The sequence below is a fragment of the Haladaptatus halobius genome (assembly GCF_020618475.1).
In the GTDB taxonomy this organism is placed as follows: Archaea; Halobacteriota; Halobacteria; order Halobacteriales; family Haladaptataceae; genus Haladaptatus; species Haladaptatus halobius.
In genome coordinates this window covers 578644-604875 of the sequence record NZ_CP085336.1, presented here as the reverse complement: position 1 = coordinate 604875, position 26232 = coordinate 578644, and the positions used below count along the sequence as shown (strand labels likewise).

Annotated in this window: 31 protein-coding genes and 1 pseudogene; 11 read left to right on the top strand and 21 right to left on the bottom strand. The window is 60.7% G+C overall.

Annotation, left to right across the window (positions count from 1 at the left end; all coding sequences use genetic code 11):
• Nucleotides 1–175 precede the first annotated feature (175 nt).
• Both LIW51_RS19885 and LIW51_RS19880 read right to left on the bottom strand, forming a co-directional pair.
• Complete coding sequence (locus LIW51_RS19885) at nucleotides 176–649, bottom strand: MaoC family dehydratase (RefSeq protein ID WP_227378174.1); 474 nt, start codon at nucleotides 647–649, stop codon at nucleotides 176–178.
• A gap of 298 nt (nucleotides 650–947) precedes the next feature.
• Nucleotides 948–1919, bottom strand: coding sequence for a quinone oxidoreductase family protein (locus tag LIW51_RS19880; RefSeq protein ID WP_227378173.1), 972 nt, complete (start codon nucleotides 1917–1919; stop codon nucleotides 948–950).
• A 194-nt stretch (nucleotides 1920–2113) separates the two neighbouring features.
• Between LIW51_RS19880 and LIW51_RS19875 the strand changes: the two genes are divergently transcribed.
• Nucleotides 2114–3313: an iron-containing alcohol dehydrogenase family protein gene (locus LIW51_RS19875; protein ID WP_227378172.1), complete on the top strand. Its 1200-nt coding sequence runs from the start codon at nucleotides 2114–2116 to the stop codon at nucleotides 3311–3313.
• Between the two features lie 242 nt (nucleotides 3314–3555).
• Here the strand turns inward: LIW51_RS19875 and LIW51_RS19870 are convergent, their stop codons facing one another.
• Complete coding sequence (locus LIW51_RS19870) at nucleotides 3556–4302, bottom strand: SDR family NAD(P)-dependent oxidoreductase (protein ID WP_227378171.1); 747 nt, start codon at nucleotides 4300–4302, stop codon at nucleotides 3556–3558.
• A 171-nt stretch (nucleotides 4303–4473) separates the two neighbouring features.
• On the opposite strand from LIW51_RS19870, the gene LIW51_RS19865 reads away from it, so the two are divergent.
• Both LIW51_RS19865 and LIW51_RS19860 read left to right on the top strand, forming a co-directional pair.
• On the top strand, nucleotides 4474–4866 hold the full coding sequence (locus tag LIW51_RS19865) for a hydantoinase/oxoprolinase N-terminal domain-containing protein (protein ID WP_227378170.1): 393 nt from the start codon (nucleotides 4474–4476) through the stop codon (nucleotides 4864–4866).
• Nucleotides 4867–5176: 310 nt separating this feature from the next.
• Nucleotides 5177–5596 carry a PaaI family thioesterase gene (locus LIW51_RS19860; RefSeq protein WP_227378169.1) on the top strand — a complete coding sequence of 140 codons (420 nt, stop codon included), beginning with the start codon at nucleotides 5177–5179 and terminating at the stop codon, nucleotides 5594–5596.
• Between the two features lie 28 nt (nucleotides 5597–5624).
• On the opposite strand, the pseudogene LIW51_RS19855 reads toward LIW51_RS19860, so the two are convergent.
• Both LIW51_RS19855 and LIW51_RS19850 read right to left on the bottom strand, forming a co-directional pair.
• Nucleotides 5625–6595: pseudogene (locus tag LIW51_RS19855) on the bottom strand (aldo/keto reductase).
• Between the two features lie 85 nt (nucleotides 6596–6680).
• Nucleotides 6681–8306, bottom strand: coding sequence for an acetate--CoA ligase (locus LIW51_RS19850; protein ID WP_227378168.1), 1626 nt, complete (start codon nucleotides 8304–8306; stop codon nucleotides 6681–6683).
• 84 nt (nucleotides 8307–8390) lie between these two features.
• Between LIW51_RS19850 and LIW51_RS19845 the strand changes: the two genes are divergently transcribed.
• The gene (locus LIW51_RS19845) at nucleotides 8391–9206 is read left to right on the top strand and encodes an alpha/beta fold hydrolase (RefSeq protein ID WP_227378167.1); all 816 of its coding nucleotides are present in this window, start codon (nucleotides 8391–8393) and stop codon (nucleotides 9204–9206) included.
• Nucleotides 9207–9215: 9 nt separating this feature from the next.
• Here the strand turns inward: LIW51_RS19845 and LIW51_RS19840 are convergent, their stop codons facing one another.
• The 5 genes from LIW51_RS19840 to LIW51_RS19820 all read right to left on the bottom strand — a co-directional run bounded on the left by LIW51_RS19840 (nucleotide 9216) and on the right by LIW51_RS19820 (nucleotide 10998).
• Nucleotides 9216–9533: an MFS transporter gene (locus tag LIW51_RS19840; RefSeq protein WP_227378166.1), complete on the bottom strand. Its 318-nt coding sequence runs from the start codon at nucleotides 9531–9533 to the stop codon at nucleotides 9216–9218.
• A gap of 87 nt (nucleotides 9534–9620) precedes the next feature.
• Entirely contained in the window at nucleotides 9621–10034 is a 414-nt protein-coding gene (locus tag LIW51_RS19835; RefSeq protein ID WP_227378165.1) for an MFS transporter, read from the bottom strand.
• The gene (locus LIW51_RS19830) at nucleotides 10035–10259 is read right to left on the bottom strand and encodes a hypothetical protein (RefSeq protein WP_227378164.1); all 225 of its coding nucleotides are present in this window, start codon (nucleotides 10257–10259) and stop codon (nucleotides 10035–10037) included. It abuts the gene before it with no gap.
• Between the two features lie 12 nt (nucleotides 10260–10271).
• On the bottom strand, nucleotides 10272–10460 hold the full coding sequence (locus LIW51_RS19825) for a hypothetical protein (protein WP_227378163.1): 189 nt from the start codon (nucleotides 10458–10460) through the stop codon (nucleotides 10272–10274).
• Between the two features lie 88 nt (nucleotides 10461–10548).
• Nucleotides 10549–10998, bottom strand: coding sequence for a MaoC family dehydratase (locus LIW51_RS19820; protein ID WP_227378162.1), 450 nt, complete (start codon nucleotides 10996–10998; stop codon nucleotides 10549–10551).
• 92 nt (nucleotides 10999–11090) lie between these two features.
• Here LIW51_RS19820 and LIW51_RS19815 point away from each other — a divergent pair, with 92 nt between their 5' ends.
• The 3 genes from LIW51_RS19815 to LIW51_RS19805 all read left to right on the top strand — a co-directional run bounded on the left by LIW51_RS19815 (nucleotide 11091) and on the right by LIW51_RS19805 (nucleotide 13115).
• Nucleotides 11091–11555 (top strand): MaoC family dehydratase, encoded by a 465-nt coding sequence (locus LIW51_RS19815; protein WP_227378161.1) that lies wholly within the window; start codon nucleotides 11091–11093, stop codon nucleotides 11553–11555.
• A gap of 103 nt (nucleotides 11556–11658) precedes the next feature.
• Nucleotides 11659–12411: an ABC transporter ATP-binding protein gene (locus LIW51_RS19810; RefSeq protein ID WP_227378160.1), complete on the top strand. Its 753-nt coding sequence runs from the start codon at nucleotides 11659–11661 to the stop codon at nucleotides 12409–12411.
• A complete protein-coding gene (locus LIW51_RS19805) occupies nucleotides 12408–13115 on the top strand; it encodes an ABC transporter ATP-binding protein (protein ID WP_227378159.1) in 708 nt (235 codons plus the stop codon). The genes LIW51_RS19810 and LIW51_RS19805 overlap by 4 nt, the downstream gene beginning before the upstream one ends.
• A 33-nt stretch (nucleotides 13116–13148) precedes the next feature.
• Here LIW51_RS19805 and LIW51_RS19800 read toward each other — a convergent pair whose 3' ends face one another.
• Nucleotides 13149–14138: an LLM class flavin-dependent oxidoreductase gene (locus LIW51_RS19800; protein WP_227378158.1), complete on the bottom strand. Its 990-nt coding sequence runs from the start codon at nucleotides 14136–14138 to the stop codon at nucleotides 13149–13151.
• Nucleotides 14139–14939: 801 nt separating this feature from the next.
• Nucleotides 14940–15071: a hypothetical protein gene (locus LIW51_RS38630; RefSeq protein WP_255767545.1), complete on the bottom strand. Its 132-nt coding sequence runs from the start codon at nucleotides 15069–15071 to the stop codon at nucleotides 14940–14942.
• 130 nt (nucleotides 15072–15201) lie between these two features.
• Between LIW51_RS38630 and LIW51_RS19795 the strand changes: the two genes are divergently transcribed.
• The 3 genes from LIW51_RS19795 to LIW51_RS19785 all read left to right on the top strand — a co-directional run bounded on the left by LIW51_RS19795 (nucleotide 15202) and on the right by LIW51_RS19785 (nucleotide 18148).
• Nucleotides 15202–16263 (top strand): quinone oxidoreductase family protein, encoded by a 1062-nt coding sequence (locus tag LIW51_RS19795; RefSeq protein ID WP_227378157.1) that lies wholly within the window; start codon nucleotides 15202–15204, stop codon nucleotides 16261–16263.
• Between the two features lie 122 nt (nucleotides 16264–16385).
• Nucleotides 16386–17324 (top strand): TIGR03619 family F420-dependent LLM class oxidoreductase, encoded by a 939-nt coding sequence (locus LIW51_RS19790; protein WP_227378156.1) that lies wholly within the window; start codon nucleotides 16386–16388, stop codon nucleotides 17322–17324.
• A 44-nt stretch (nucleotides 17325–17368) separates the two neighbouring features.
• Entirely contained in the window at nucleotides 17369–18148 is a 780-nt protein-coding gene (locus tag LIW51_RS19785) for an SDR family NAD(P)-dependent oxidoreductase (protein WP_227378155.1), read from the top strand.
• A 19-nt stretch (nucleotides 18149–18167) separates the two neighbouring features.
• Here LIW51_RS19785 and LIW51_RS19780 read toward each other — a convergent pair whose 3' ends face one another.
• The 6 genes from LIW51_RS19780 to LIW51_RS19755 all read right to left on the bottom strand — a co-directional run bounded on the left by LIW51_RS19780 (nucleotide 18168) and on the right by LIW51_RS19755 (nucleotide 24143).
• On the bottom strand, nucleotides 18168–18617 hold the full coding sequence (locus LIW51_RS19780; protein ID WP_255767544.1) for a VOC family protein: 450 nt from the start codon (nucleotides 18615–18617) through the stop codon (nucleotides 18168–18170).
• 64 nt (nucleotides 18618–18681) lie between these two features.
• Nucleotides 18682–19698 (bottom strand): branched-chain amino acid ABC transporter permease, encoded by a 1017-nt coding sequence (locus tag LIW51_RS19775; protein ID WP_227378153.1) that lies wholly within the window; start codon nucleotides 19696–19698, stop codon nucleotides 18682–18684.
• Nucleotide 19699: 1 nt separating this feature from the next.
• Nucleotides 19700–20611 carry a branched-chain amino acid ABC transporter permease gene (locus tag LIW51_RS19770; protein ID WP_227378152.1) on the bottom strand — a complete coding sequence of 304 codons (912 nt, stop codon included), beginning with the start codon at nucleotides 20609–20611 and terminating at the stop codon, nucleotides 19700–19702.
• 26 nt (nucleotides 20612–20637) lie between these two features.
• On the bottom strand, nucleotides 20638–21960 hold the full coding sequence (locus tag LIW51_RS19765; protein ID WP_227378151.1) for an ABC transporter substrate-binding protein: 1323 nt from the start codon (nucleotides 21958–21960) through the stop codon (nucleotides 20638–20640).
• Between the two features lie 157 nt (nucleotides 21961–22117).
• The gene (locus tag LIW51_RS19760) at nucleotides 22118–23299 is read right to left on the bottom strand and encodes an acyl-CoA dehydrogenase family protein (RefSeq protein WP_227378150.1); all 1182 of its coding nucleotides are present in this window, start codon (nucleotides 23297–23299) and stop codon (nucleotides 22118–22120) included.
• Between the two features lie 97 nt (nucleotides 23300–23396).
• Nucleotides 23397–24143: an SDR family oxidoreductase gene (locus LIW51_RS19755; RefSeq protein WP_227378149.1), complete on the bottom strand. Its 747-nt coding sequence runs from the start codon at nucleotides 24141–24143 to the stop codon at nucleotides 23397–23399.
• A gap of 289 nt (nucleotides 24144–24432) precedes the next feature.
• Between LIW51_RS19755 and LIW51_RS19750 the strand changes: the two genes are divergently transcribed.
• Complete coding sequence (locus tag LIW51_RS19750) at nucleotides 24433–25215, top strand: carboxymuconolactone decarboxylase family protein (protein WP_227378148.1); 783 nt, start codon at nucleotides 24433–24435, stop codon at nucleotides 25213–25215.
• Between the two features lie 9 nt (nucleotides 25216–25224).
• Here the strand turns inward: LIW51_RS19750 and LIW51_RS19745 are convergent, their stop codons facing one another.
• From LIW51_RS19745 to LIW51_RS39295, 3 genes are all read right to left on the bottom strand, one after another.
• Nucleotides 25225–25554, bottom strand: a complete 330-nt coding sequence (locus LIW51_RS19745; RefSeq protein ID WP_227378147.1) for an acetone carboxylase subunit gamma — start codon at nucleotides 25552–25554, stop codon at nucleotides 25225–25227.
• Nucleotides 25551–25868, bottom strand: coding sequence for a hypothetical protein (locus LIW51_RS19740; protein ID WP_227378146.1), 318 nt, complete (start codon nucleotides 25866–25868; stop codon nucleotides 25551–25553). The genes LIW51_RS19745 and LIW51_RS19740 overlap by 4 nt, the downstream gene beginning before the upstream one ends.
• A gap of 235 nt (nucleotides 25869–26103) precedes the next feature.
• Nucleotides 26104–26196: a hypothetical protein gene (locus LIW51_RS39295; RefSeq protein ID WP_227378290.1), complete on the bottom strand. Its 93-nt coding sequence runs from the start codon at nucleotides 26194–26196 to the stop codon at nucleotides 26104–26106.
• Between the last annotated feature and the right edge of the window lie 36 nt (nucleotides 26197–26232).

The following is a 26232-nucleotide window of genomic DNA, read 5'->3' as shown; positions in this document are numbered from 1 at the left end:
CTAACAATAATAGGACAATTTACGAGTGAATAATTATAATGTAGATGATAAAAATGAGGACGTTAAATGATAGCTTACTATAGGCTAAATTAGAGCGAAAGAAGACATAGTCGGCAAGTGATCCGATCTCTTACGTGCAGGCCTCCGCAGTTCGGACGGCCTAGTTAGTTGGAAATTAATCAACTATATCCACGTCTGGAAGAGCGGGATTGGCATCGGTGCCAACAAGGAGACGATGAATGTCTATCAATACTCGTTCGTCATTCTGGTTAACCATGTCGATACGAATGGTGAGCTTACCCCACTCGTCGTTCTGCCGGTCAGTGGCTGTGATTTCGAGGGTCGCAGTTAGTGTATCCCCTGGATAGACTGCTGTGAGATACCGTACCTTGTCATGACCGTAGTTCATTGCCAGTGCGGCGTTGTTGGCCAACTTATCGACGAGCAGCCCGTCGGCAATACCTAATAATAGCGTGCCTTGGGCACATACAGTCTCGACAAGTGGATGGGCTTCTGCGTACTCGTGATCGACATGAATCGGATCAGCAGCATCGGTCGCGCCAATGAACATACGAATATCTGATTCAGTGACCGTCCGCCCTCGGCTGTGGAACGTTTCGCCGACGTCAAAGCTCTCGAAAGTTCTCATTGGAATGCCCACTCAAACCTGCACAAGCGGGGGAATAAGCTTTGCCGCTCCCCGAAGTAGATCGGTACTTGTCAGCCTATAGCAGCGCAGGAATAGTACTAGGAGGATCTAATCCGTCTCTTTGACGTCGAGCTCTTGGCCCGACCTTGATCGTAGAATCGACGAGTCGGCCGGAGCGCTACTACGGAAGGCTAGTCTATAATCTCCGTCTGCGGTTACCACTCCAAACGCTATTTGGATCGATACGACTGTATGCCAATTGAAAAAGATTGGGCTGACTGAACTGACAATAGATTCGTTACGGTAACAGAACCACTTTTCCCTTTGACTTGCGATCCTCCATCAATTCGTGAGCGGATCGTACTTCTTTGAAGTTGAAAATATGCTCGACCTGCACTTCTAAACGTCCGTCAGCTAACATTCCAGTCAATTCTGGCACAGCACTCAGTACTCGTCCAGGGGATTGTTGGAGACTTTGAGCTAGGTGAAATCCGATAATACGTGCATTATCGAATAGAAGTTTCTCCGTAGATGGTTTCCCAGGTTCTCCACTTGCAGTACCGTAGGAAACCATCCGACCAAACGGCGCAAGTGCATCTACACTTCGCTCCGAGATACCGTTACCCACGCCGTCGAGTATCAGATCTACACCTTCCCCTTCAGTCACCGCATTGACTCTATCGACGAAATCCTCGCCAGTGTAATTAATAGGATAGTCACAGCCCAATCGCTCAGCCATCTCGAGTTTCTCTCGAGTGCTCGCGGTTCCAAACACCTTGGCGCCACTCTCGCGTGCGAGTTGAACTGCGGCGCCACCGACACCACCACCAGCCGCGTGAATTAACACCCGTTCGTTTTCCTGCAGCTCTCCCCGGTCGTGAAGGCAGTTGTGAGCAGTTAGATATTGAACCGGAAATCCAGCCGCCTCCTCAAAGCTCATGCTGTCCGGGATTTCGAATAGAACGCTCGAATGGGCAATTGCGTATTCAGCATATCCACCTTTGTTAAGAAGACCGGCGACACGGTCTCCAATACTGTAGTCCACGCCCTCGCCAACCGCATCAACAACACCTGCGATTTCCATCCCCACGATAAACGGAGGCGTCGGCCCTCCAGGGTACGCACCTCGCCGCTGTAAAATATCCGCAAAATTGATCCCAGCAGCGCGCACCTCAACTCGGATCTGCCCTTCTCTTGGATCTGGAATGTCGCGCTCGACGATATCTAATGCGTTAATACCACCGTATTCTGACGCTTCTACAGCTCTCATCGTGTATTAATACGAAAGTTCATGTGATAAATGGCGGGGTTAAGAAGTACTCGATTCATTTTAGTTTGATATATCCTCCATATACAATTCCCTTGAAGTCGCATCGACTCCGCGATAAACGTCTCCACCGAAAAGACGATTGTTGTCTGTTTATTTTCATAATATTCATATTTGATCATCTATGGTATTATGGTATGTCATTAACGACGTCCATGTTCGTTCACGGTTTTACACCTGGGATTATCCACTACGGACGGGGATGCATCAGCGATATTGGACAGACGCTCGCTGAAAACGGATTAGAAAATGCGATGATCGTCTGTGGCCAAAATATTGGTGCAAATGAGAGGCTAATGACACCAGTCAAAGAGGGTCTTGGCGATCAGTTAGTAGGAGTGTTCAATGAAACAACGCCTGTCAAGTCGATCGAAACGGTCTTTGACGGTATCGATCGGGCTAACAACCTAAATGCGGACGTGCTCGTAGCTGTCGGAGGGGGAAGCAGTCTTGACATCGCTACTGGAATAAGTTTACTGGCAAAGGACAACCGATCGCTAAAAGATGTACAAGCGGAGGTTCAAGAAACGGGAACTATTACCCTCCCAGAGGATTCGGATCAGCTCCTCCCGATGGTTCCGGTGCCAACGACCTTGGCGGGCGCCGATCTATCAGTTGCAGCGGGTATCATAGTACCAACGAACGAGGGAAAAACTGAGGTGATCGTTGCTCACGAGGACCTGATGCCTACTGCATTCTTCTATGACCCCGATTTGTTCGATACCACACCAATGGACGTGCTGGCTGGCTCAGCGATCAATGGCTTCGATAAGGGTATTGAGGCGATTTATTCACGATTTGCAAATCCGATGACGGACGCTACCGCGATTCGGGGGCTTAAATACCTTCGTTCGTCCCTACCCGGACTTAGAGAGACGGAGGATCCAGCCGTCATTGAACGTGCTGTTTTAGGTATAATACTAGTACAATACGGAGTCTCGGTACCAGGCGCCTATAAGATAAACATAGTACATGCTTTCGGTCATGCTTTGCGAAATCAATTTGGTATCCAACAAGGAGTTGCGCACGCCGTTATCGTACCTCACGCACTCCGGCTAATCTTCGAGGAGGGCGGAGGGCGGCCGGAGGTTCTCGCGGAAGGACTCGTGACCGATCCGGAACCGGAGAACGCTGAAGGAGCGGTCGTCGAGGCCGTGACTTGCATCCGTGATGGTCTCGGTTTACCGAAACATCTTCGCGACATTGATGGTGTATCGAGGGAAGAACTCCGGGATGCCGCCAAACTCACGTACGAAGATGATTTCCTCTCGATGGGGCCCCCAAATTTCAATCCTTCCGTGGACGATATCGAGGAGGCGTTGCAATCTGCCTGGTAAGCGAGATTTAAACCGTTGATAGATGAATTCGGTCGATATCGCGCTTTTTGTCATTATGTATCTCGCCATCGGCGCACCAAAGACCGATGACCATGCCGTCATTGTCGAGTACTGCCCATCCCGCGGAATCGAAACTAAGCGCGAATTGGCTACAGGATGACGATCCTGTGGCGGTGCTCAGTTGCTCGTCATGTAGAACGGTCACCGACCGCTTCGGAGCGGAATCCGACTAACACATGGGCTCAGACCGAGTACCCACCGTCGACGACCAGATTGTGTCCAGTGATGTACGAGGCCGCGTCGCTCGCGAGAAACACAACCGCGGTTGCAATCTCATCGGGAGATGCGACGCGTCCCACCGGTGTCTCCTCCTCGGCGAATGTGCGCGTACCGCTGTGGGTGTCCTCCTCCAGCATTGGCGTGTCAACGAATCCCGGCGACACCGCGTTAATTCGGATGTCGGCGGCGTAGTCTACGGCGACTTGCCGAGTGAGGGAGATAACACCACCCTTTGCGGCACTGTAGGAGAAGCTGTTTGGCCCACCGACCACACCGAAAACACTCGCGACGTTGACTATAGCCCCGCCTCCGCGATCCAGCATCCGATCAACGGCCGCGAGACAGCCATGGTAGACCCCCGTGAGGTTTACTGCGAGCGACCGCGCCCAGTTCTCGGCGTCCGTCGACACTAAAGTTTCCGACTGTGCCCGACCGGCATTGTTTATCATCACGTCTATGCCACCGAATTGCTCGGCGGTCGCAACCGCATCGCGAACCGACTCCAGTCGAGTAATGTCGGTCTCGACGTATGTCGCTTCACCGCCGTCGTCGCGTATCACCTCATGGGTCGGTCGGCCGTCCGTCCGGGGTGTCGGGCGCAGGTCGGTGTTGACGACCGCGGCGCCGTGGTCGGCCGCCGACAGTGCGATTGCCCGCCCGATACCCGAACTCCCGCCCGTCACGACGACGGTCTGGTTCTCGAGATCCATACGTATCGACTCCCGGCACGTCAACAAATGTCTTTGGCCCAACCGCTCGCACACCGTCGAACAGTGCGAGTCCACTTGGCTGCCGATCCGCTGACCGCGTTTCCCGCGTTTCACGTAACGAAAACTCGATGGTTGTTGATATTGGTTTGCTGGTCGATAGCAGGGTATGTGGTGTCAGTAGACATAGGTGGAACGTTCACCGACTGCGTTGTCGTCGACGAAAACGGAGACACGACGATAGCGAAGTCGCGAAGCACACCGGAAAATAACTTCAAGACGGGGTTCTTCGATAGCATCGAAGCAGCCGCAGTAAAACGCGGCATCGACGCCGCCGACCTGCTGGAGAACTCCGTTCGCGTGACACACGGATCGACTGTCGCGACGAACATCATGGTCGAGAAGAGCGGCGCGGACATCGCCCTTATCACCACCAAGGGCCACGAGGACACCCTCGATCTGACGAAGGGGAGGGGGCGGATTCATAGCGAATCCCCTGAACACCTCCTTCGCATCGCCAACGTGCGAAAACCCGACCCACTAGTCGAAGGCAGAACTTCGGGCTGACCGACGAAAACTTCATGGCGGGCATGGCGATCGAGAGACCGACATCGCCGAGGCTGGATCGTCGTTTGAGGATCTGGACTGGCACGTCGACGACGACATCCGACTGTATCGGTTCTACTGCCAAGGGTGTCAAACCCTGCTCTCGGTGACGGTGGGGAGGGAGGACGAACCAGTTCTCGACCAGTTTGAACCCCGCTTGTAGCGCCACCGGATCGGCTGATTTTTCCTTGGGGAAGCGGGTTCCGTTTCGAGTCGCCCGTCGTCTCGACGCCATCGCTCATTTTAAGAGCCGGCCGGCCGAAGCACGGCCATGTCGTTCGACAGCGAGCAGTATCTCGGACCGTTCCAGCGAATGCTCGGTCTCGAGGTGGTGTCGGCCACGGACGGCCACGCGGAAGTGACGCTCAAACTGGAACAGTGGCACTCCTCGATGGAGGATCAACTGGTCGCACAGGGTGGCGTTGTGTTCACGCTCGCGGACTTCGCGGGCGGGATGGCGCTCGTCTCGCTAATCGACCACCCCATCCCAACTATCGACATGCGCATTGACTACCTTAAGCCCGCCACGGAGGATCTGCGGGCCGTCGGCACCGTGCTCCGCGACGGGAGCGGCTCAGGCGTCGTTGACGTCACCGTCAAGGACGACGCCGGGCCCGTCGCCACGGCACGCGGTGTGTTCAAGACAGGCGAGATGACGACGGGGTCGCCGTGGGCCGACGACGGGGAGTGAGTCGAGAGTTGGATAATCGGGGATCTGGTTACCAGCGCGGGGCCTCGACTGGCTCGTACGGCTCCTCCAGCCACTCCACGTCGGACTCGGAGAGATCAATCTCGAGCGTTTCGACAGCATCCTCGAGGTGCTCGACGCTCATCGTCCCGACGATGGGTGCGGTGACGAACTCCTTGTCCAGCAGCCACGCGAGCGATATCTGGGCCATCGTGACGTCCTTATCGGCGGCGAGTTCCTTGACCCGCTCGTTAATCTCGCGGCCGCCGCCAACGTCGTAGGGGTTCGCCTGCATCCATGTGTCCGACTCCGGGCGGTCGGACGTCTCGAACTCCTCGTGGGGGCGGGTCAGGTAGCCGCGGGCCAGCGGTGACCACGGAATGACGCCGATGCCCTCTTCCTCGCACATCGGGAGCAGATCCCGCTCGCGTTCGCGGTAACAGAGGTTGTAGTGGAGCTGCATCGTGACGAATCGCTCCAGGTCGTAGACGTCGCTCTTCCGAAGCGTGCAGGCGAACTGGTAGGCCCACATCGAACTCGCGCCGATATATCTGACCTTTCCGCGTCGCACGGCGTCGTCGAGCGCCCGCATCGTCTCCCCGACGGGTGTCTTCTCGTCCCAGCGGTAGATCTGGTAGAGGTCGATGGTGTCCATCCTCAGCCGGTCGAGCGACGCGTCGAGTTCCTGCTCAATGGTCTTCCGCGAGAGCCCCCCGAATTCGGGTCGTCCTCGCGCATCTGGAAGTACACCTTCGAGGCGACGACGCTCTCCTCGCGTCGCCCCTCCAACGCGTCGCCGAGGATGCGCTCCGACTCACCCTTCGAGTACATGTTCGCCGTATCGAAGAAGTTGATACCGAGGTCGATGGCCCGCTCGATGATCTCGTGCGACTCCTCCTCCTTGAGCATCCAGCCGCGCCAGTCCTTCGACCCGAAACTCATACACCCGAGACAGATGCGACTGACCGTGGTTCCCGTGGATCCGAGAGTGGTGTACTCCATACGGCAGTGCTGTCGTGACTCGGCCACATAAGTGCTAGCGTGCCACATGGGGATGGCCGGGGAACTATAGTCGACCTGCCCGTCCTCATTCGGTGAGTTCGTAGCGCTTAATCTTCCCGGAAACGGTGGTCGGGAACTCCTCGACGAACTCCACCTCGCGCGGGTACTTGTAAGCGGCCGCCTGCTCGCGGACGTACAACTGGACCGCGTCCGCGAGGTCCGCACTCCCCTCGACGTCGGGGTCGGTCTTGACGAACGCCTTCACGACGGTGCCGCGCGTCTCGTCGTCAACGCCGACGACGACGGCGTTGCTGACCCCCTCCACCTCCCGGACGTACTCCTCCACTTCGAGTGGACTCACGCGGTAGCCGCTGGTGATGATGACCTCGTCGGCGCGGCCCTCGTAGTAGATGTAGCCGTCGGCGTCGCGCGATCCGGCGTCGCCAGTCTTCATCCAGTCGCCGACGAACAACTCCTCCGTCCGCTCGGGGTCGTCCCAGTACTCCAAGAGCATCGACGGATCCGGTCGCTTGACCACGATGTGGCCGATCTTGCCATCCGGCATTAGCTCGCCCGTCTCCTCGTCGATGATCTCGACGTCGTGGCCGGGGCAGGGCTTGCCCGACGACTCGAGGTTGCGCTCGACGAGCCGCGAGTTCGTCCCGACGACGAAGTTGCACTCCGTCATCCCGTATATCTCCTCCAGTACCGCGCCCCACTCCCGGTTAACAAACTCGTAGAGGTCGGGTGTGACCTTTTCGCCGCCGCTGGGAATCACCTCGAGGTCGAGGTCGTACGCCTCATGGTCGACCTCGCTCAGCATGCGTATCATCGTCGCCGTCAACAGGGGGTTCGTGATGTCGTACCGCTCGAACAGCTCGTACGTCTGCTCGGGGTCGAACTGTCTGGAGGTGCCGACGACCGGCTGGCCGTGGAACCACGCGCCCCAGACGACCGCGAACAGGCCACCGACCCACGACCACCCGGCTGGCGTGTAGTGAACCGCCGACTCGCCGGGGAAGTCGTTGATCATCTGCCAGCCGGGGATATAGCCGAGTAGTTTCCGGTGGGCGTGGTGGGCGCCTTTGGGTTTCCCCGTCGTCCCCGACGTGTAGATTATGTACGCCGAGTCCTCGGCGTCCGTCTCGACCGTCTCGTAGCCGTGGCCGGCGTTCGGCACCACATCGCCCCACGCCTCGCCGTCGACGTCGGGTGCGTCGAGCGTCACCACCGTCTCCAGCGCGTCGAGTTCCTCCCGCAGGTCGACGACCGTCGCCGCGCGCTGCTGGCCGACGATGGCAAGTTCGGTGCCGGAGTGGTTCAGCCGGTACTGAAGGCCGTCCTCACCGTACATCGGCGACAGCGGAACCATCACGGCGCCACACTGCAGGACGGCCACGTTCGCGATCAGAGTCTCCGGGCGCTGGGGGAGGACGACGCCGACGCGCGTCCCCTCTTCGACGCCCAGCGATTCGAGTGCGTTTGACACCTGGTTGGCCGCGCGCTGTATCTGACAGAATGTGTAGATCTGCTGGGTGCCGTCCTCGTCCTCGTAGAACAGCGCCACGCGGCGCTTCCCGTCGTCGGCCCGAGCCCACTGGCCACACACCGACTCGGCGGCGTTGAACGTCTCCGGGATGTCCCACTCGAACTCGCTTCTGGTCTGGTCGTAGCTGTCGTACTGAGAGAGGCTGATCTCCGGGACTCGCATACCGGGTAGTCACAAGACTGGAGAATAAACGTTACGTCGCCCAGGAACCATGTGTTTAAGCGGTCGCCGCCGCTGGGTTGGCATATGCCACGCGCCACCGTCCGGGACGGCGTCGAACTGTTCTACGAGGATCTCGGCGAGGGGCCGACGGTAGTGCTTATCCACGGCGGGCTCATGAGCCACCGAGTGTGGGAGATGCAGGTCACGGCGCTCCTGGACAGCGGACACCGCGTCGTCGCGCCCGATCTCCGGGGCCACGGCTGCTCGGCGAAGCCGGTGAGTCCCTACACCGCCGAGATGCACGCGGCCGACCTCGAAGCGCTCCGCACGACACTCGGCGTCGACGAGTGGGGGTTCGTCGGCTGGTCTCTCGGCGCGACCGTCGCCACCGCGTACGTCGCGACGCACCCGGAGCGACTCACCCATCTTGCGCTCGTATCGACGGGCATCTTCGCGGGAATGGCTCCATCGGTTGACGACGGAAGCGACGACAACGGCCTCGACGTCGAGGTGCTGCTCGACCAGCAGCGGATCGGCCGGCCAGCGGGGGTGGCGGCGTACGTCGACCGGATGTTCGGCGGCAACCCCGACGAGTGGACGAAGGAGTGGCTCTGGGGGATCGCGATGGAGACCCCCCTGCGGGTCGCGCTGAAAACACTCGACATCTACCGCGACCCCGACTACGACGCGATGGCGCGGACGCTCTCGTCGCTGTTGGTACCAGGGGCAGTGTTTCACGGTGCACGGGACGGGGCTGCGCCGCTTTCCGCAGCTGAGCGCGTCGCCGACGAGGTGTTCGCCGACGGCAGGTTTGTCCCGTTCGAGGCGAGCGGCCACGTGCCGTTCCTCACCGAGTCCGTGCGGTTCAACGAGCGCCTGCTCGCGTTCCTCGAGGAGTGACCGTCGCCTTCAGTCGGCGGCGACCGCTCCGATTTCGGGTGCGAACCACGCCAGCGCGACGCCGATGACGGCCACGACGCCGTAGCCGAACACCGGCAGAAAACTCCCTGTCCGTTCGATGAGCCAGCCGGCGACGATCGGGGCGGTGAACGACCCGACCACGGAGACGGTCATCAGGAACGTCGTGGCAGTGCCGACGATGTTCGGCTCGACCAGTTCCCGCCCGTAGATGTACAGCAGGCCGTGGCTTGACTGGATGAACAGCCCCGAGAGGACGACCAGGACGAACAGGAACAATGGCGTGGCGACGACAGCGACGAGCGCCACGTGCGGCACCGCACAGACAAACGAGAGCAGTACGTGCGGCTTCCGGCGGGTGCCGAACAGGCGGTTCGCGACGGCACCGCCTCCGCTCTAGGAGAGGATGCCGACAGCGGGGAACAGCGCGACAGCGAGACTGCTGTTGGCCAGCGAGAACCTGAACTCCTGGGCGAGGTACGTCGGCATCCAGCTGTTCATGAACACGTACAGCGAGTAGGCCATATAGCCCATCCCAGCGATGTGCCAGATCCGGACGTTCGTGAACACCTGCTTGAAGTCAAGCACGCCCGGTGAGGCCGTGTCCCGTCGCGAGAGACCGGTGCTGGCCCTCAATTTGAGGAACACGACGAGCCCGACCACGGCCAGCGTGCCGTACGCAACGAAGATGGCCTGCCAGCCAAGCCGGGCGGCGATCTGCGGGCCGGTCACTTGCTCGACGACGAACCGCGGAGGCGCGCTGGCAGTGAAGAGGCCGAGCACCGTCGCCCGCAGGTCGGGATCGACCACTTAGCCGGTGAGGTTGGCCGACGCGTTCCACGCGAGGACGACGCCGATGCTCGCCAGCGCCCGCGAAAGCAGCAGCGCGACGAAGTCGCCAACAGCGGCGGCCTGCCATCCCCACGCGCCGCCGACGAGGAACACGGCGGTGGCAACGGTTATCGCCACGCGGTTGTCGAAGTGGCCGAGGCCGATACCGGTCGGCGTGCTCGCTAGCGACTGCATCTCGAACATGACGCTGACGACTCAGCTCGCCGCCGTCGGGCCGATCTGGGGGTCGGCCATGATGAGTGGGAGGACGCTCGGGGGTACGATGATGAACGTCATGCAGGCGGACATCAGCACCCAGAGTTCGTCAACCGTCGTCCAATGGCGTGGCTCGGTCGCCAGCCCGTCGAACAGCCGCCGTGCTCCCGAACGGACGAATGCTAGCACGGCTCTACGTTCGAGGATGGTCGCCAAAGCCGTTCGGGTGCCGGAACGGCCGGTGTGACCCTCGACCGGCCGCTGGCCCGGTTAATGGTCACGCCTTGCGGCGGCGGACCAGCAGTTCGGCCGTCAGCGAGACGAGCCGTTCGCCCTCCTCGTCGAACGCGGTGAACTCGTAGGTGACGTAGCCGCGGTCCGGGTGCCGCTTCGAGAGCGTCTTCTCCAGCACCTCGACGCAACCCGAGAGCGTCGTGCCCGGACGGAGGGGACGGTGCCACCGCACGTCGTCGGCCCCCCGACCACCCATGTTCGCGGTGTCGCGGACGAACCCATCGACGAGCATCCGGTTGAGCAGACAGACCGTGTGCCAGCCGCTGGCGACCAGGCCGCTGAACACGCTGTCCTCGGCCGCCCGCTCGTCGAGGTGGAACGGCTGGGGGTCGTACTTCTCGGCGAATGACAGTATCTCCTGTTTGGTGACGGTTCGGCCGCCGAACTTGTGGCTCTCGCCGGTCGAGAGGTCTTCGAAGAACCTCACGCTCATATGCTGACCGGGAGACGGGAGCTATTAAATCCCATGTGCGACAGGCCACCCGAACGGCTTTGACGGTTCACGCCCACATGCGACATAACACGATGACGGCACGCAAAACCTTCGAGGAGTTCGATGAGGGCGAGACGTACGTGACCGATGGCCGGACAGTCACGGATTCCGACATCCGGATGTTCGTCGGCGCGACTGGGTCGACGGATCCCATCCACCTCGACCGCGAGTACGCCGACGCACACCCGCTGGTCGACGACGTGGTACTGCAGGGAACCCTGCTGCTCGGCATCGCCGACGGGTTCCTCGTCGACGCGGTAGCGAGCGACGCGGTACTGGCGATGAATTACGGCCACCGGAACGTCCGCTATCTGGAGCCTGTCTCGCCCGGCGACAGCGTCCATGGCGAGGTGGAGGTGACGGGCCTGACGAAGCGGAACGACGAGTGGGGCCTCGTCGAGTGCCGGGTCGAACTCGTCGACGGCGACAATCCGGTTCTCGTCGACGACCACGACCTGCTTGTGGCGACGGCCGTGAACTCGGCAGTGGACGGATGAGCGGCGATACGTCGACGATCCCGGTTCGTCGACGACGCACGCGCGAGTGTGTGACTATCGTTACCAATACTTATATAACTCGGAGCGACAAACGGGGTGGACGATGAGCGAGGCGCTACTAGCAACAGAGGACTTGACCAAGCAGTTCGAAGGCGTGACTGCAGTCGACGGCGTAAGCGCAACGTTCGAGAAGGACTCCCTGCACGCGGTCATCGGCCCCAACGGGGCCGGCAAGACCACCTTCTTCAATCTCCTGACGGGGGCGCTCCGCCCGTCCAGCGGACGCATCCACTTCGCCGGCGAGGACATCACCGACCTGTCGCCCGCGGAGATCGCGCGTCGACGGCTGACTCGCTCCTACCAGGTGACGAACGTCTTCGACGAGCTATCTGTCCTCGAGAACGTCCGTATCGCGATCCAGGCCCGCCACAGCATGTACAACTTCTGGTCGAAGGCGTCCTCGATGCCGAACCTCGTCACGGAGGCCGAGGAGATACTCGAACGGGTCGGCCTCCTCGACAAGCGCGACGTAAACGCGGCGACGCTGAGCCACGGAGAGCGACGGACGCTCGAACTCGCTATCGCGCTCGGGACGACCCCGAAGATGCTGCTGCTCGACGAGCCGACCAGCGGGATGAGCGCCGAGGAGACGAAGGAGATGATCTCGCTCATCGAAGAGCTGTCGTCCGACGTGACGATAATCCTCGTCGAGCATAAGATGAGCGTGGTGATGCAGGTGTCCGACCGCATCAAGGTGCTCCACCGGGGACAAATCATCAGCGACGGCACGCCCGAGGAGGTCCAGAACGACGAGGAGGTTCGCCGCGTCTACCTCGAAGGAGGCCAGGAACAATGACGATGCTCGAAGCCGACGAGATAAACACCTACTACGACAAGAGCCACGTGCTGTACAACGTCTCGCTCGAGATCCCGGCCGAAGGGCTGGTGACTCTCATCGGCCGGAACGGCGCCGGCAAGACGACGACACTCCGGTCGATCATGGGCATCCAGCCGCCGCGGTCCGGGACTGTCACGATGAACGGCGAAGACATCACGGACGCATCTCCCCACGAGACGTCGCTGAGAGGGATCTCGATAATCCCGGAGGGGCGCCGGATCTTCGCCGACTTGACGGTACGCGAGAACCTTCGCCTCGGCCACCTCGGCCACGACATTGAGGACATCGACGGGGCGATGGTCGACATCTTCGAGTACTTCCCCCGCCTGGAGGAGCGACAGCAGCAGCGGGCCGGGACGATGTCTGGCGGCGAACAGCAGATGCTCACCATCGCCCGGGGGCTGCTGTCGGACCCCGACCTCCTACTCGTCGACGAGCCGACTGAGGGGCTGATGCCCTCGCTCGTCGAGCGCCTACGCGACATCCTCGGGCGTATCAACGACGACGGCGTCGCGATGCTGTTGGTTGAGCAGAACGCCGAACTGGCGCTGGACATCAGCGACTACGGCTACATCATCGACGAGGGCCGGATACGGGAGTCTGGCCCTAGCGAGGAACTGCGGGCCGACGAGGAGATCAAGGATCGGTACCTCGCGGTCTGACTCGGCCAGATCGTACGAACGCGTTTTCTTGACTCAGGACGGGAGGTGGGGGATGACCTCGTCGCTTATCGTCTCCAGACACTCTTTGGCCGTCGACGCGTCCATCCCCGGATACTGCACTCGGAGGACGACATGGTTGACGCCGATGTCGGCGTACTCCTCCAGGTCGGCCAGCACGGACTCGGGTGACCCGATGAGGAACCGATCCTCGCTGGCCTCCCGGAAGTCGTCGAAGTCGACGCCTTCGAGCCCCCAGCCGGCGTAGCTTTCGAACTTCTGCTGGAGGTACGGCCGGACGGTGTCGAACGCCTCGTCGCCGTCGGGCAGGACGAACGCCTCCCGAAGCACGGGCGGCGTGAAGCACTCGTCTTCGCGGTTCGCCTCGGCGACGGCCTCCTCGTAGAGGGTGAACTGCCGCTTGAGTTCGGCCTTGTTCTGGAGGTTGCCGTACATCCAGGAATTGCCGATGTTGGCCGCTCGCTTCGCCGCTGCGTCGACGTACCCCGCCACCAGCAGGGGCGGGTGCGGTGACTGCGCCGGCTTCGGGTTGATTGTCACGTCTGAGACACTGAAGTGGTCACCCGCGAAGGAAACCTTGTCCTCGGTCCACAGGCGCTTCATCAGTTGGATGCCTTCCACCAGTCGGCCGACCCGGTCACCCTTGTCGACGCCGAAGACGTCAAACTCCTCGTCCCGGTAGCCGAGGCCACAGGCCATCTGGAAGCGGCCGTCGCTCATCACGTCGATGGTCACTGCGAGTTCCGCGACGTGAACTGGGTTGTGCAACGGCAGGAGAAACGCCCCCGCGCCGATAGTTACGTTCTCGGTTTCGCTGGCAAGTGCCGCTAACACCGGGATGTTCTGAAGATACTGGTCGTCAGGTGTCACGTGGTGTTCGCCGATCCACAGCGAGTCGAATCCACCTTCGTCGATGGTCATTGTGAGGTCGTGAACAGACGACCAGACCTCGGACGCCGGGATGGACTGTTCGTACTGCGTCAGGTTGAACACGCCGAGTTGCATGCTCGGAGCGTTCGACCGAGAACGTCTTACCTCTTGTGTCGCTCCCGAAACGGACGCATACTGGACCGACATGACTGTTCCATCATATGAGCGTAAAATGCCATAAAAACGCGGCAGCGAGAGTGAGGTGGATCCACGACTCGTCGGCGGCTTCCTCCCGAGTACGAGCTTACTTATCGTCTATTTAGATGTTAGGTTCAAACCGCAAGAGCGACTGACGACACAGTAGGAGCAGTCATGACGGCACTGTCTCCCTCGGCGTGAAAGGCAGTGGCGTGGGCGTTTTATAGCACGCCTGGCATGGGATCCGAACCCACTCAGCCCCACAAGCGAAGCGCCGATTGCGGAGAAGGTGATGATATGGATGTGCGAGGGGAACGACGTCGCCGCCGCTTACTAGCTCACTTGTCGGTTGCCTATTTGTTCATGTTCATGACGGCCGCCGCCCACAACGTTGCCGGTCTACTGTTAGCGTGACCTCGCTGGCCGCTAGTGCTCGTCGTCTCCGCCTCACTCCTTTGATACCTGAAACTCTCTCGAACGCCGACACGATATGAGGCAGTACCGTTGTCGGGACGACCGTCGACTAGATCCGCACTCCGCCCGGCCGAATCAGGCGCTCTCACCCATAACGATGAGGTCACAAACGTTGATGAGTTCGTCTCCCTTGACCACGCAACTCTCCTCTACGGCAATGGCCACCGACTTGCTGGTTTACCTAGGGCAGGTTCACCGTCTCGAAGTAACCTGTCAGGAACCGGCAGTTCGCCTTGAAGTCGTGCTCCTCCAATTCACTGAGGTTCAGCCGGCGTCACGGTCGACGTCCTTGATAATCGCGTACAGTTCGAGCACAGTCCGCTCGTACAGCGCGTTGTTCCGCTCGACGTTGTTGAGTTTCTTAGCGCAATCACGGTCATTCTCTGGGTAGTTCACTACTAAGCGATCGAAGGCCTCCAACTTATGGTCTGTGCCACTCCCTGGTTACAATTAACTAGCTGACGCCGAAATGGGCACACCCGAGAGACTATAATGATAGACAATTACTAGCTCATCGGCGGTACAGATGAAAGCGATCCGGATGCACGACTTCGGGGGACCGGAGTCACTACGGTACGAGGAGGTAGAGACACCGACGCCCGACGCTGACGAGGTGCTGATAGACGTGGAGGCGTGTGGCATCAACCGAATGGACAGCGAACTGGTGAAGGGGGAGTACGGTAACCTCGACATCGCCGAGTTTTGGTTCGGCGACGTCGACCTGTTCCCGCATATCCCAGGCATCGAACCGGCCGGCGTCGTCTCGGCGGTGGGCGATGACGTCACCCGCTTCGAAGCGGGCGACCGGGTCGTCGCCCACTCGCAGTTCACCTGCGGGGAGTGCGAGTGGTGTACACGCGGGCTGGACAACGCCTGTCCGAAAATACGGGTACTCGGTGTCCAGACACCCGGGCTTGGCGGCTACGCAGAAGCGATAGCTCTGCCGGAGGAGAACGTGCTGACCCTGCCCGACGGGATCACCACCGAACAGGCCGCCAGCACCTGTGTCCAGTTCGGGACAGCGTGGTACATGCTCCGGCGCATCGGCCTCGAACCGGGCGACAACCTACTCGTCACCGGTGCCTCGGGCGGCGTCGGCCACGCGCTCACCCAGATCGGGTCGTTCACGGGCTCGACAGTCATCGGCACGACGACGACGGAGTCAAAACAAGAGTGGGTCGCGGACCATGGCGCGGATCACGTCGTGTACGCCCCCAACAATGAGTTCGCCGAGGAAGTCCGCGAGTTGACCGACGGCGCTGGCGTCGACGTCGTGGGCGAGGCCGTCGGCGGCGCGACGTGGAGCGAGAGCATCGAGTCGCTCGGGATGCGCGGCCGTCTTATCCTCTGTGGGGCCCACTCCAGTCTGGAAGCGGGCATCAACCTCGGGAACTTATTCGGCAAGCAGATCGAACTGGTCGGCACGACCCGTGCCCCGCGGTACGCGATGGAGGAGACTCTCGAACTCATCGCGTCGGGCGCGTTCGAACCGGACATCACCGAGAGATACCCGCTCGAAGACGTCGCCGAGGCACTCCAGCGCATGGAGGACGCCGACCACGTCGGGAAAATGGTGCTTACCACGTAGCGACGGTGGAACTATGTTCCCTGGGGCTGGACGGTGAGACGTGACGTGTCTCGCGGGGCGGAACGAACGGTTCTGCCCCACAGACGCCGAACGGAGACAATCAATGCATAGGTGGTCATCTCATGGCTGACAGCGACATCGAGTTCGGAGTAACGCTGTGGAACGTCGGCGACGGCGAGTACGTGAACGTCGACGCGTTCGAGCAGATAGCGGACGCGACCGAGGAGGCGGGGTTCGACTTCCTCTGGACCGGCGAGCATCCGGTTCTCCCGACGGAGATACCCGATACGTACCCATTCACGCCGGACGGGTCGGCGCCGCTCGACAGTTCGATGCGAACGTACGACGTGTTCGAGGTGCTGTCCTATCTCGCCGGGCGCACGGACGACCTGCGTCTCGGCACGAACGTCTGCGTCGTCCCGTACCGCCACCCGGTCATCACGGCGAAGAGCGTCCTGACGCTGAACGAGTTGCTCGACGGCGCGTTCGACTTCGGCGTCGCCGTCGGGTGGCTCCGCACCGAGTTCGAGGTACTCGACGTCCCGTTCGAGAAGCGAGGCGCCCGCCTCGACGAGTTCTTCCGGATGTTCGAGCGCATCTGCGCGGAGGGCGAATTCGCCTTCGACGGCGAGTTTCACTCCTTCCAGAAGACGGGGTTCTACCCGGTGCCAGACGACGGCAAGGCGCCGCCCATCTACGTCGGTGGGAAGTCCGGGGCGTCGGTGCGCCGCATTGCCGAGTTCGGAGACGGCTGGACGAGTTTTTGGGAGCGGCCCGACGACGTCCGCGAGATGCGCGAGCGGCTGAACCGCGCGTGGGACGACTTCGACCGCGACGGCGACCCCGCCATCGCGGTGTCGCGGCCCGTCTACGTCGGCACCGACACCGACCGCAACACCGATCGGCCGCTTTTGGGCCGGGCCGACAAGGTCATCGCGGACGTCGAGGCGTACGCCGACGCCGGTACGACGAAGCTCCACATCACGACGTATGATACGAGCCTCGACGCCCAGCTCGAACAGATACGACGGTTCGGCGATGAGATCATCCCGTCGTTCTGACTCCCGGGGGAAGCTATTTGCTCGGAGAGGGTGACAGGGGAGTCGTGAACAAGCGATTCAGCGTCGAGGACAACGTCGTCCTCGTCACCGGCGGCAACCGCGGTATCGGCCGAACCATCGCGACCGAATTCGCGAAGGCGGGCGCGCGAGGTGTCACCGTCACCAGCCGAACTGAGGAAGAACTCGAGGAGACCGTCTCGCTCATCAAGGAGGCAGGCGGCGATGGGCTGGCGATGGCCGGCGACGTCCGGGACTCGGATCGCCTCAAGGAGATACGCGACGCGACCATTGAAGAGTGGGGAAAACTAGGCGTAGTCGTCAACAACGCGGCGGGGAGCTTCGGCAGTCCACCCGAGGAGTTGAGCAAGAACGCGTTCAGAACCATCGTCGACATCAACTTGAATGCGCTGTTCGACGGCTGTCGGCTCGCGGCTGACCACTTTATCGAGGAGGACGGCGGCACCATCATCAATGTGTCAAGCGTGGCTGTCGAGGGCTACCCACTGGCGGTTCACTACGCGGCCTCGAAGGCCGGCGTCGAGTCACTGACCCGGAGCCTCGCGATGGCATGGGAGGACGAGAACGTCCGCGTCAACTGCATCAGGCCCGGTTGGGTGAACACGCCTGGAATCAGACAGCAGTACGGCGTCGAGGCAAGCGACACTTCTGACCGCTCTGACACGTCCCGTCCCGTCGGTAAGCCCGAGGAGATTGCCGACATCGCGCTGTTTCTCGCCAGCGAGGCCTCCTCGTACATCAACGGCGAAGTCATTACCGCACAGGGAACACCACAGGAACACCTCCAGAACCTGGAGAACGTCTGACCAGCCCATCTTCCTTGTCTTACTCTTTGGTCTCCTTCCGGATAGCTTCGGCACCGAACTCCATCCGGACGTTCGTGTCTACTGGATGGGGAAACTCTGCGAGCAGGACAAACATCCCGCCAAAGTCCTGAGGATGATAGAACAGTTCCGAGAAGTCGCCCCAATCGATGCGGCCGACGGGATCGACGCCCTTCTTGGCGAGGTGTTCTTCGGCCTCGTCGAGGTCGGCGACGCGGAACGCAACCCCGTACAGTCCGGGGCCGTGCTCCTCGAGGAATCGGGTGACCTCGTTATTGCCGTCGCCGGGTCCAGCGAGGTCGAGTTGGCCATCGGGGCTGATTCGGCTCACGAGATTGTTCGTCCCAGCGACTGTCTCCGTCGAGGCTGAAAAGAACTCACCGAATGAGATGCCCAGTAGTTCATTCAGTCGATTGGCTGTCTCGTCGACATCGGAGGTTGCGAGAACCACTCTGTCCACTCCTAGAACCTGCATACCCCTCAATCGCAGCAAGTGTAGTTAAATCTAGGGAGGGTTATTCTCCGCCACGACGTAGTTGGTCGATAACCGACTGGGCGTCGAATCCGCTCTGGTCGTCGAAGTAGTTCTGGTAAAGGCCGTAAACGCCCTCGGGCGCGAACATCACGACCAGGACGAAGATGGTTCCGAAGATGAGGGGCCAGTTCTGAGTCACCTTCGTCAGGTTATGCGAGAGCACGCCGAAGATGACGGCCCCGACGATGGGGCCATTGAGAGTCCCGATCCCACCGAGGATGGCAATGAGAACCACCTCGCCGGATATTGTCCAGAATAGCATTTCCGGGCCGACAAACGCGAACAGCACCGCGTGTAACGTGCCGGCCAGCCCGGCTAGCGCTCCCGAGAGCGTGAACGCCAGCAGCAGCAGTCCGTTGACGTTGTACCCGAGGTGTCGGGCGCGATCCTCGCTCTCGCGGACAGCCATTAGCGCCTTTCCAAATGGTGACTGGATGACACGCCGGACGCCAAGCCAGGTTAGCGCCAGCAACACAAGGGCGAATACATAGAAGTTGAGACCGGCTGATAGCGGATCGAGACCGGCAATGGGCGCGCTATACATCGGAAGAGACTTTCCGTTCTGTCCCCCCGTCAGGCTATTCCATTGGAATACGACGTAGTACACCATCTGTGCCAACGCGAGCGTGATCATCGCGAAGTAGATGCCACGACGCCGAAGGCTCACGTAGCCAAAAACGAAACTGACCAGCGTAGTGAACGCGATGGCGATGACCATGCTGATGTATAGGTTCAAGACGATGAGTTCGGCCGCGAGGATAGTGCCGTACGCGCCCAGGCCGAAGAACGCCGCGTGGCCGAAGGAGAGTTCGCCGCCGTAGCCGAGAAGCAGGTTGTAGCCCATGGCGAACACCGCTAACACGACCACGGTATTCGCCGTCGACGTGCCGAACACGACCGGCAACAGAGCGAACCCGATGACGACGGCGACGAACTTGAGCAGGTCGGTAGTACCACCGAACGACAGTCGGTCGCGAACCTCGTCGACGGACGCCATACTACTCCACCACCTCTCGACCAAACAATCCCCGCGGTCGGACGAGAAGGAGCAGCGCCATGAACACGAAGATGATGACGTTCGACATCGGCGAGTAGACGACGCCGGTCAACACCATGAGTTCACCGATAAGCAGTCCCGCGAGGATGCTCCCCCGGAGACTGCCCAGTCCACCGACGACGACGACCACGAACGCCGGAATTATCAGATCGATACCTAGTGTGGGGTACGCGCTCCGTAGTGGACCGATAAGCGCCCCGGCGATGCCGGCGATGGCACTCCCGATGGCGAACACCACCAGGAACGTCTGCTTGACGTCGATGCCGAGTGCGTTCACCATCTCGCGATCAGCCGTAGCTCCACGGATGATGAGACCGGTGTCCGTCTGCGTGAGGAACACGTACACGCTGACAACGATGAGCGCCGCGAGGCTGATGACGAAAAGGCGGTACATGGGATAGGTGAACAAGGTGAAATCGAGGGTGCCTACTGCCCACGACGGCGTCGGGAACGATGTCCCCGTCCTTCCCCAAATTATCATCACCACCTCCCGAATTATCTCTGCCAACCCGAACGTCAGCAGTAGCTGTAACAGGATGTCGCGGTCGTAGATTGGCCGGAGTGTGAACCGTTCGACAACAGCGCCAAGCAGGGCGACCGCAATCGGCGCAGCGATCAGTCCGAGGAGAAAGCTTCCGGTTATCTGAATGACTGTCAGCGCGACGTACGTCCCGACAAGTAGAAACTCACCGTGCGCAAAATTCACAACGCCCATAAGACCGAAGATAATGGACAACCCGAATGCGATCAATACCAATATCATCCCGAGCGCAATACCGTTGAGTAACTGCGTGAGAAGATAGTTGACGCTGACCTGCAGGGGTAACCAACTAATCGTTGAAAGTGCTGTCATGATTGAGGTGCGCTATTGTCGGACATTCACTCCATCTGGCAACCGGTCTCTTCGCAGGATCGCATTACCGACTCGGGGTTCTTCGGGTAGTCCAGGATCGTGTATACTGAACCGCTGTCGATGTTCTGCTGGCTCAGTCCTTGCTTTGCCTGCACGATCATCGTTGAGATGGTCGCACGGTGGTCACACGCCCGATACTTCTCGCCGACACCCCAGAGCTGCGGGGACAGCTGTTTCCCCTCAAGTTCGCTCCGCAAGTCGTCTGGGTTCGTCGAACCCACCTCGCCAATTGTTTTTAACACTGTCCGCGTCCCGGCGTAGTGACATGCCGAGAAGTTCAGGGGAACCGTGTTGTACTCATTGCGGAAGGCACTGCTGAACTCCTGGGCTCCAGGTGTGGAGTGCTCCCAATACCACACGGTGCCGCCGGGGTAGAAGTTTTTGTGGCTCATGATGTCGATGCCTATCGACTTGACATCCGACAGCGTCGCGGCCGCCGCGCTGATGTACGACTCCTTTTGCAGACCGAACTCGAACGCCTGGGTGACACCGCCTACGAGGTCGGTTCCCGTCACGGCGAAGTGGATGTGGTCGGCGCCGGAGTCGCGGGCGTTGGTGACCGGCTGTGACCAGTCGTTCGTCCCTAGCGGAACCGCCTGCGTCCCGACGACTTTGCCGCCTGAGTCAGGGATAGCGTGGTTCTTGTTCCACTCCATGTACGACTGGGCCCACGCGTAGTCCGAGTAGATGATGAATACCGACTTGCCGCCGCGTTCCTTGAGCATATACGGCATCGTCACCGACTGTTGGACGGCACTGTTGCCCGTGTTGAACACGTACGGATGGCACTCCGAGCCGGTGATGGCATTGGATCCACCGACGCACTGGTAGATAAGTCCCCGCCGCTGGGCGAGTTCCCCAATGGACAGCGCTACCGCGCTCGAGTAGTTCCCCGAAAGGAAGTCAGCGTCGTTGTTAATGAGTTCCTGTGCGGCCTGGCGGCCGGTGCTCGGGTCACCCTTCGTGTCTGCGAACTCCACCTCAACCTCGCGGTCGCCGGCGTCGCCCTGCTCGTTGGCGTGCTTGACCGCCAGTTTAATTGCACTCTTGTGGTTATTCCCGTAGGCCGCGAACGAACCGCTCGTCGGGAGCGGCGCCCCGATTTTGACGTTCCCTGAACCGCCGCCACCGAGTTGATTGAGACACCCGGAGAGACTTAGCCCCCCGACCGCAGCCGTTGCTTGAAGTAACGTCCGGCGGTCGGTGATGATTCCCCGAAATGAATTATTAGATTTTTGGCCTTCGTCGCCACTACCGGTACTACCACTAGGCCTGTCAGTGGGTGCCATACAAAAGCCATTACGGGGAGTGGATATATAACCCCCTGGAAATAGTAATCTAGATTATGTCTTGGACAGAAATGCAATGCGATGGCTCTACGTTCCGGGGGCGCCCGGCGGTATCGCAGGGGGGCGAAAGAGAGAGTCAAGATCTGGCGACTGCACCTCAGACGCCATAGGATCGGGGCAGATCCAGGACGTTGTTCGCGATGAAGTTCCGCTTCATATGGTCGGTCACGGGGGCAATCTGCTGGTGGCGGGAGAGGCTCCAGACGGCCGCAATGCCGTAGTCGGCCACGGCACTCCCACCGCCGAACGTCTCGACGGCGTTGTCGGCCGCTTCAAAGGCAGCGTTGCCCGCCAGCATGTGGCCAATGTTTGAGAGTTCGCCGACGTTGTCCTGATCGTTGTCGTATCCCCACGCCGCCCTCTTGACCATTGTACTTGCAGACTCGAGGTCGGCATACGACTGGGCGAGGGGGTGCTGGATGGCTTGATGCGCGCCGATGGGTTCACCCCACACCTCCCGTTCCTGGGCTCGCTCGACAGCCTTGTCAAGCACCCACCTCCCTCGGCCGAGATGTTCGGCCGCAGTGCTAATGCGCTCAGGGTTGAGTACCTCGAAGATAGGCGCGAACCCCTCGTGGATTTCTCCGATCGCCTGCGACTCATGAACCCGAAGATCGTCAATATGCACTGTGAACGTATTCTCGCCGGCTGGCCAGTACACATCTAGATCGACCGGTTCGAACTCGATGCCGTCAGTGTCGGGATCGACGAGGAATACAGTGAGACCGTCGGTACGCCGGTCGACCTCATCGAATGGCTTAGTTCGGGTCAACAGCGTGTAGCCGTCGGCCTGATCGAGACCGGAGTTGAACGCCTTCTCGCCGTTGATGACGAACTCGTCACCGTCGCGTTCGGCGAACGTCTTCGTCTTCAGCATGTTCGACCCGGTGTTGGCCTCGGTGACACCGAGCGCCCAGTCCATCTCGCCGTCGGCTATCTTCGGGAGGTAAGTCTCCTTCTGCTCTTCGGTGCCGTAATTCGAGAGGACAACCCCGCCGAACACCGTGTTCAGGGTGAACTTGGCGATGGCGTCCCAGCCGCCGGCCTCGCCAATGGCCTCGATAGCGTACACGAGATCCAGCATCCCCATCCCCTGGCCGCCGTACTCGACGGGAATCGGGATGCCGAAAAAACCAGCGTCGGCGAGATCCTCGACGAACTCCTCCGGCTCCTCGTCGGCCAGCCGTTTCTCTCGGAAGTACGACTCCCCATATTTGTCTACGATGTCCCGGGCCGTCTTGACGAGCATCTTCTGCTCGCCCGAACGCTCGAAGTTCATTCGAAATATCCTCATCTTGACTGTGAATCCCAGTCAATTATACATTACGGTACCACATCTCACGGTCGGGAGCCGGCACCGAGTTTTTGCCGGGGACTCAGAACTGACCGAGCTTCCCGCGGTAGTAGAGGTCGAGTTCCGCGACCGTGCTGGGCCCCTGCTGGCGAGCCGCGAACGCCACAGCGTCGGCCACCTCCTCCGGTTCCGACACCTCCCCCTCGCCGAACCGCTCGTCGATGGCTGTCCCGAGCACCTCGATGCCCGTCCTGACCTCCGCAGGGTTCACGACGGTGACGCTGACGTCGTCCTCGGCGACCATCCCCTCGATGCTCAGGGCGTAGCCGCGAATCCACCACTTCGTCGCCGCGTACAGCGGCGTCGCCGGGCGTGGGTACTGGCCCGCGATGCTGCTCATGAAGATGAGGTTCCCGCCCGTATCCCGCAGGTGAGGGACGGTCGCCCGTACCGTGAAGAACGTCCCGTCGACGTGCGTCTCCATTAGGGTTCGGTACTCCTCGGTCGAGGTGTCCTCGGGTCGACTTCCCGGCGCTCCCACCCCCGCGTTCAATACGACGATGTCGAGGCGGCCGAACGTTTCGACCGTCGCCTCGACCGTCGCCTCGACGTCGTGTTCGTCCCTGACGTTCGTCGGAGCGACGAGCGTCTGGGTGCCGTGCTCGGTCTCTAGCTGTGCCGCGAGCGATTCGAGTTTGTCCTCACTGCGGGCCGCGAATGCGAGATCCGCGCCGTCCGCGGCGAGCGCCTGCGCAGTGGCGTGGCCGATTCCCGAACTTGCACCGGTGACGAGGGCAACGCGGCCCTCTAGTGGTTGGTTCGCCGACATACACGTCCCCCTTCGAAGACGGGTGTCATAACTACTGTGGCGGTGTGGAAGCGTCGCCCGAACCGCCACGTTCGACGTTCGAGCAGGCGACGGAGGAACGCAACCCCCGAACCCTCGATACGTGTTTCGTTCGTCCCGCCCAGCACGGTGCGTGCCGGAAGACAGACGCGCAGTGCTACGGTTCGACAAACCGTCTCTCACCGAACCGACCGCGTAGTGGGCACTGATCCGGTGTCGAGCGCACCCTGTCCTCGTTAGCTATAAGTTACACCGCGGAGGATGCCCTCATATGTCATTCAGTGACAATGAGCTGACGGAGCGGCAAGAGGAGATTAAAGAACGGTTCAAAGAGGAGCGTAACTACTGGTCTAGCCTGTACGGCGACCTGCTATGCCTCGACCCGGAGTACCTCGACAAGTATCGCGAGCTGTCGGCCCAGCCGTGGAAACACGGCGAACTCGATCCTAAGGTCAAGGAGTTCATCTACATCGCTATCGACTGCTCGACGACGCACCTCTACAACAAGGGAACGCGAGTGCACATCAATAACGCGTTCGATCAAGGAGCCACAGTCGACGAGATCATGGAGGTGTTCCAGCTAGCGAGCGTGCTCGGCGTCCACTCAGTGACCGAGGGCGTTCCCATCCTCGTCGACGAGGCAGGCCAGCCCGACGCCGCGACCGGCGAGGCGGCCGAGGAGGAGGAGCGCCTGCGACAGAAGTTCGAGGACGAGCGCGGCTACTGGTCGGAGCTGTGGGAGGACGTCCTGAAGCTCGACCACGGCTACTTTGAGGCGTACCTCGACTTCTCGGCCCACCCCTGGAACGAGGGCGAACTCGACCCGAAGACGAAGGAGCTCATCTACGTCGCCATCGACGTCGCCACGACGCACCTCTACCTGCCCGGACTCCGCGTCCACATCCAGAACGCCCTCAGCTACGGGGCTACCCGCGAGGAGATCATGGAAGTGTTCGAACTGGCCAGCGTGCTCGGCATCCACACCATTACCGACAGCGTCCCGATCCTCGTCGAAGAGGCGCAGAAGCGCGGAGAGCTCCCCGAGGAACTCTGACGCGCGATATCACCTGGCGTCGAGAACCATATCGTCCACGATAGCTTCCCCGTCTCCGGCCACCTCGGTCGTTATCCGCGTCGCACGGTCCGGGCAGTAGAACTCCCAGAACATCATCTCGTCGTCGACCAGCATCGAAAGGGGAATCCAGAGGCGGCCCAGGTCATCGACGTTCCGATCACGGAGTGCGAGCCGTTCCTTGTAGTTTTCGTCCGGCGACCTGAACCCACAGCCACACTTGACGCACCGAAACTCTCCGTCGTCGAGTTCGATGTAGTCACCGACGAGTCGCTTCTCGCTCGCACGGAGTTCCTCGACGGACGGGAAGTCGTCGGTCATTCGTTGTCACCTCCCTCGGAGGAGACGGCCTCGTCGAGTCGCTCGTCTCGAATCTCGGCACGCCGTCGCTCCGTCGCCTGCGAATCGAGTTCGCCATCCTCGAACACAACCCCGTACGAGTCGCGGGCCATCTGCTTTGAGATCCAACCGTGGTCGACGTCGTCAACGACGCGGTCGACGGGCCGGTCGAGCGGATCACCGTAGCCGGCACTGCCCATCCACGTCCACTCGAGCACGTCGTTGCCGTCCAACGACAGGCCCGCACCCTTGCTCGGCGGATGTTTGGTTTCGCCGTCTAGCGCGTCGATTCGCAACTGACTCGAGCGGTCTTCGAAAACCTCTTCAGGAGTCGCATCCCTGAGAACCCAGGTCTGAAGTCGAGAGCCGGGGGCGCCCCCGAACAGCCCGAGGGCTTTCGGACGTAGTCGTTCGTGTACACACTGACGTTCACGTCGCCCTTGTGCGGAACAACAGCCAGTTTCCCGCCGTTTCCGCCCCGATAGTAGCCTTCTCCGCCCGAGTCCGACTGTTCGCCACGATAGAACCAAATTAGAAGTTATCTTCCGGAGTGCTCCGCATCTTGCTCGTGATTACTTCACCGGCCTCGTCGACCAGTGTGCAGTCCGTGACCGTTCCGCCGATGTCAACCGCGCCAACGTACTCTACGTGTCTCTTTAT

Bases quoted from the DNA above. Each gene is read 5' to 3' on its own strand.
- LIW51_RS19885 (WP_227378174.1), bottom strand. From the start codon at position 649: ATGAGAACTTTCGAGAGCTTTGACGTCGGCGAAACGTTCCACAGCCGA.
- LIW51_RS19880 (WP_227378173.1), bottom strand. From the start codon at position 1,919: ATGAGAGCTGTAGAAGCGTCAGAATACGGTGGTATTAACGCATTAGAT.
- LIW51_RS19875 (WP_227378172.1), top strand. From the start codon at position 2,114: ATGTCATTAACGACGTCCATGTTCGTTCACGGTTTTACACCTGGGATT.
- LIW51_RS19870 (WP_227378171.1), bottom strand. From the start codon at position 4,302: ATGGATCTCGAGAACCAGACCGTCGTCGTGACGGGCGGGAGTTCGGGT.
- LIW51_RS19860 (WP_227378169.1), top strand. From the start codon at position 5,177: ATGTCGTTCGACAGCGAGCAGTATCTCGGACCGTTCCAGCGAATGCTC.
- LIW51_RS19850 (WP_227378168.1), bottom strand. From the start codon at position 8,306: ATGCGAGTCCCGGAGATCAGCCTCTCTCAGTACGACAGCTACGACCAG.
- LIW51_RS19845 (WP_227378167.1), top strand. From the start codon at position 8,391: ATGCCACGCGCCACCGTCCGGGACGGCGTCGAACTGTTCTACGAGGAT.
- LIW51_RS19830 (WP_227378164.1), bottom strand. From the start codon at position 10,259: ATGTTCGAGATGCAGTCGCTAGCGAGCACGCCGACCGGTATCGGCCTC.
- LIW51_RS19820 (WP_227378162.1), bottom strand. From the start codon at position 10,998: ATGAGCGTGAGGTTCTTCGAAGACCTCTCGACCGGCGAGAGCCACAAG.
- LIW51_RS19815 (WP_227378161.1), top strand. From the start codon at position 11,091: ATGACGGCACGCAAAACCTTCGAGGAGTTCGATGAGGGCGAGACGTAC.
- LIW51_RS19810 (WP_227378160.1), top strand. From the start codon at position 11,659: ATGAGCGAGGCGCTACTAGCAACAGAGGACTTGACCAAGCAGTTCGAA.
- LIW51_RS19805 (WP_227378159.1), top strand. From the start codon at position 12,408: ATGACGATGCTCGAAGCCGACGAGATAAACACCTACTACGACAAGAGC.
- LIW51_RS19800 (WP_227378158.1), bottom strand. From the start codon at position 14,138: ATGCAACTCGGCGTGTTCAACCTGACGCAGTACGAACAGTCCATCCCG.
- LIW51_RS19795 (WP_227378157.1), top strand. From the start codon at position 15,202: ATGAAAGCGATCCGGATGCACGACTTCGGGGGACCGGAGTCACTACGG.
- LIW51_RS19790 (WP_227378156.1), top strand. From the start codon at position 16,386: ATGGCTGACAGCGACATCGAGTTCGGAGTAACGCTGTGGAACGTCGGC.
- LIW51_RS19775 (WP_227378153.1), bottom strand. From the start codon at position 19,698: ATGGCGTCCGTCGACGAGGTTCGCGACCGACTGTCGTTCGGTGGTACT.
- LIW51_RS19770 (WP_227378152.1), bottom strand. From the start codon at position 20,611: ATGACAGCACTTTCAACGATTAGTTGGTTACCCCTGCAGGTCAGCGTC.
- LIW51_RS19765 (WP_227378151.1), bottom strand. From the start codon at position 21,960: ATGGCACCCACTGACAGGCCTAGTGGTAGTACCGGTAGTGGCGACGAA.
- LIW51_RS19760 (WP_227378150.1), bottom strand. From the start codon at position 23,299: ATGAACTTCGAGCGTTCGGGCGAGCAGAAGATGCTCGTCAAGACGGCC.
- LIW51_RS19755 (WP_227378149.1), bottom strand. From the start codon at position 24,143: ATGTCGGCGAACCAACCACTAGAGGGCCGCGTTGCCCTCGTCACCGGT.
- LIW51_RS19750 (WP_227378148.1), top strand. From the start codon at position 24,433: ATGTCATTCAGTGACAATGAGCTGACGGAGCGGCAAGAGGAGATTAAA.
- LIW51_RS19745 (WP_227378147.1), bottom strand. From the start codon at position 25,554: ATGACCGACGACTTCCCGTCCGTCGAGGAACTCCGTGCGAGCGAGAAG.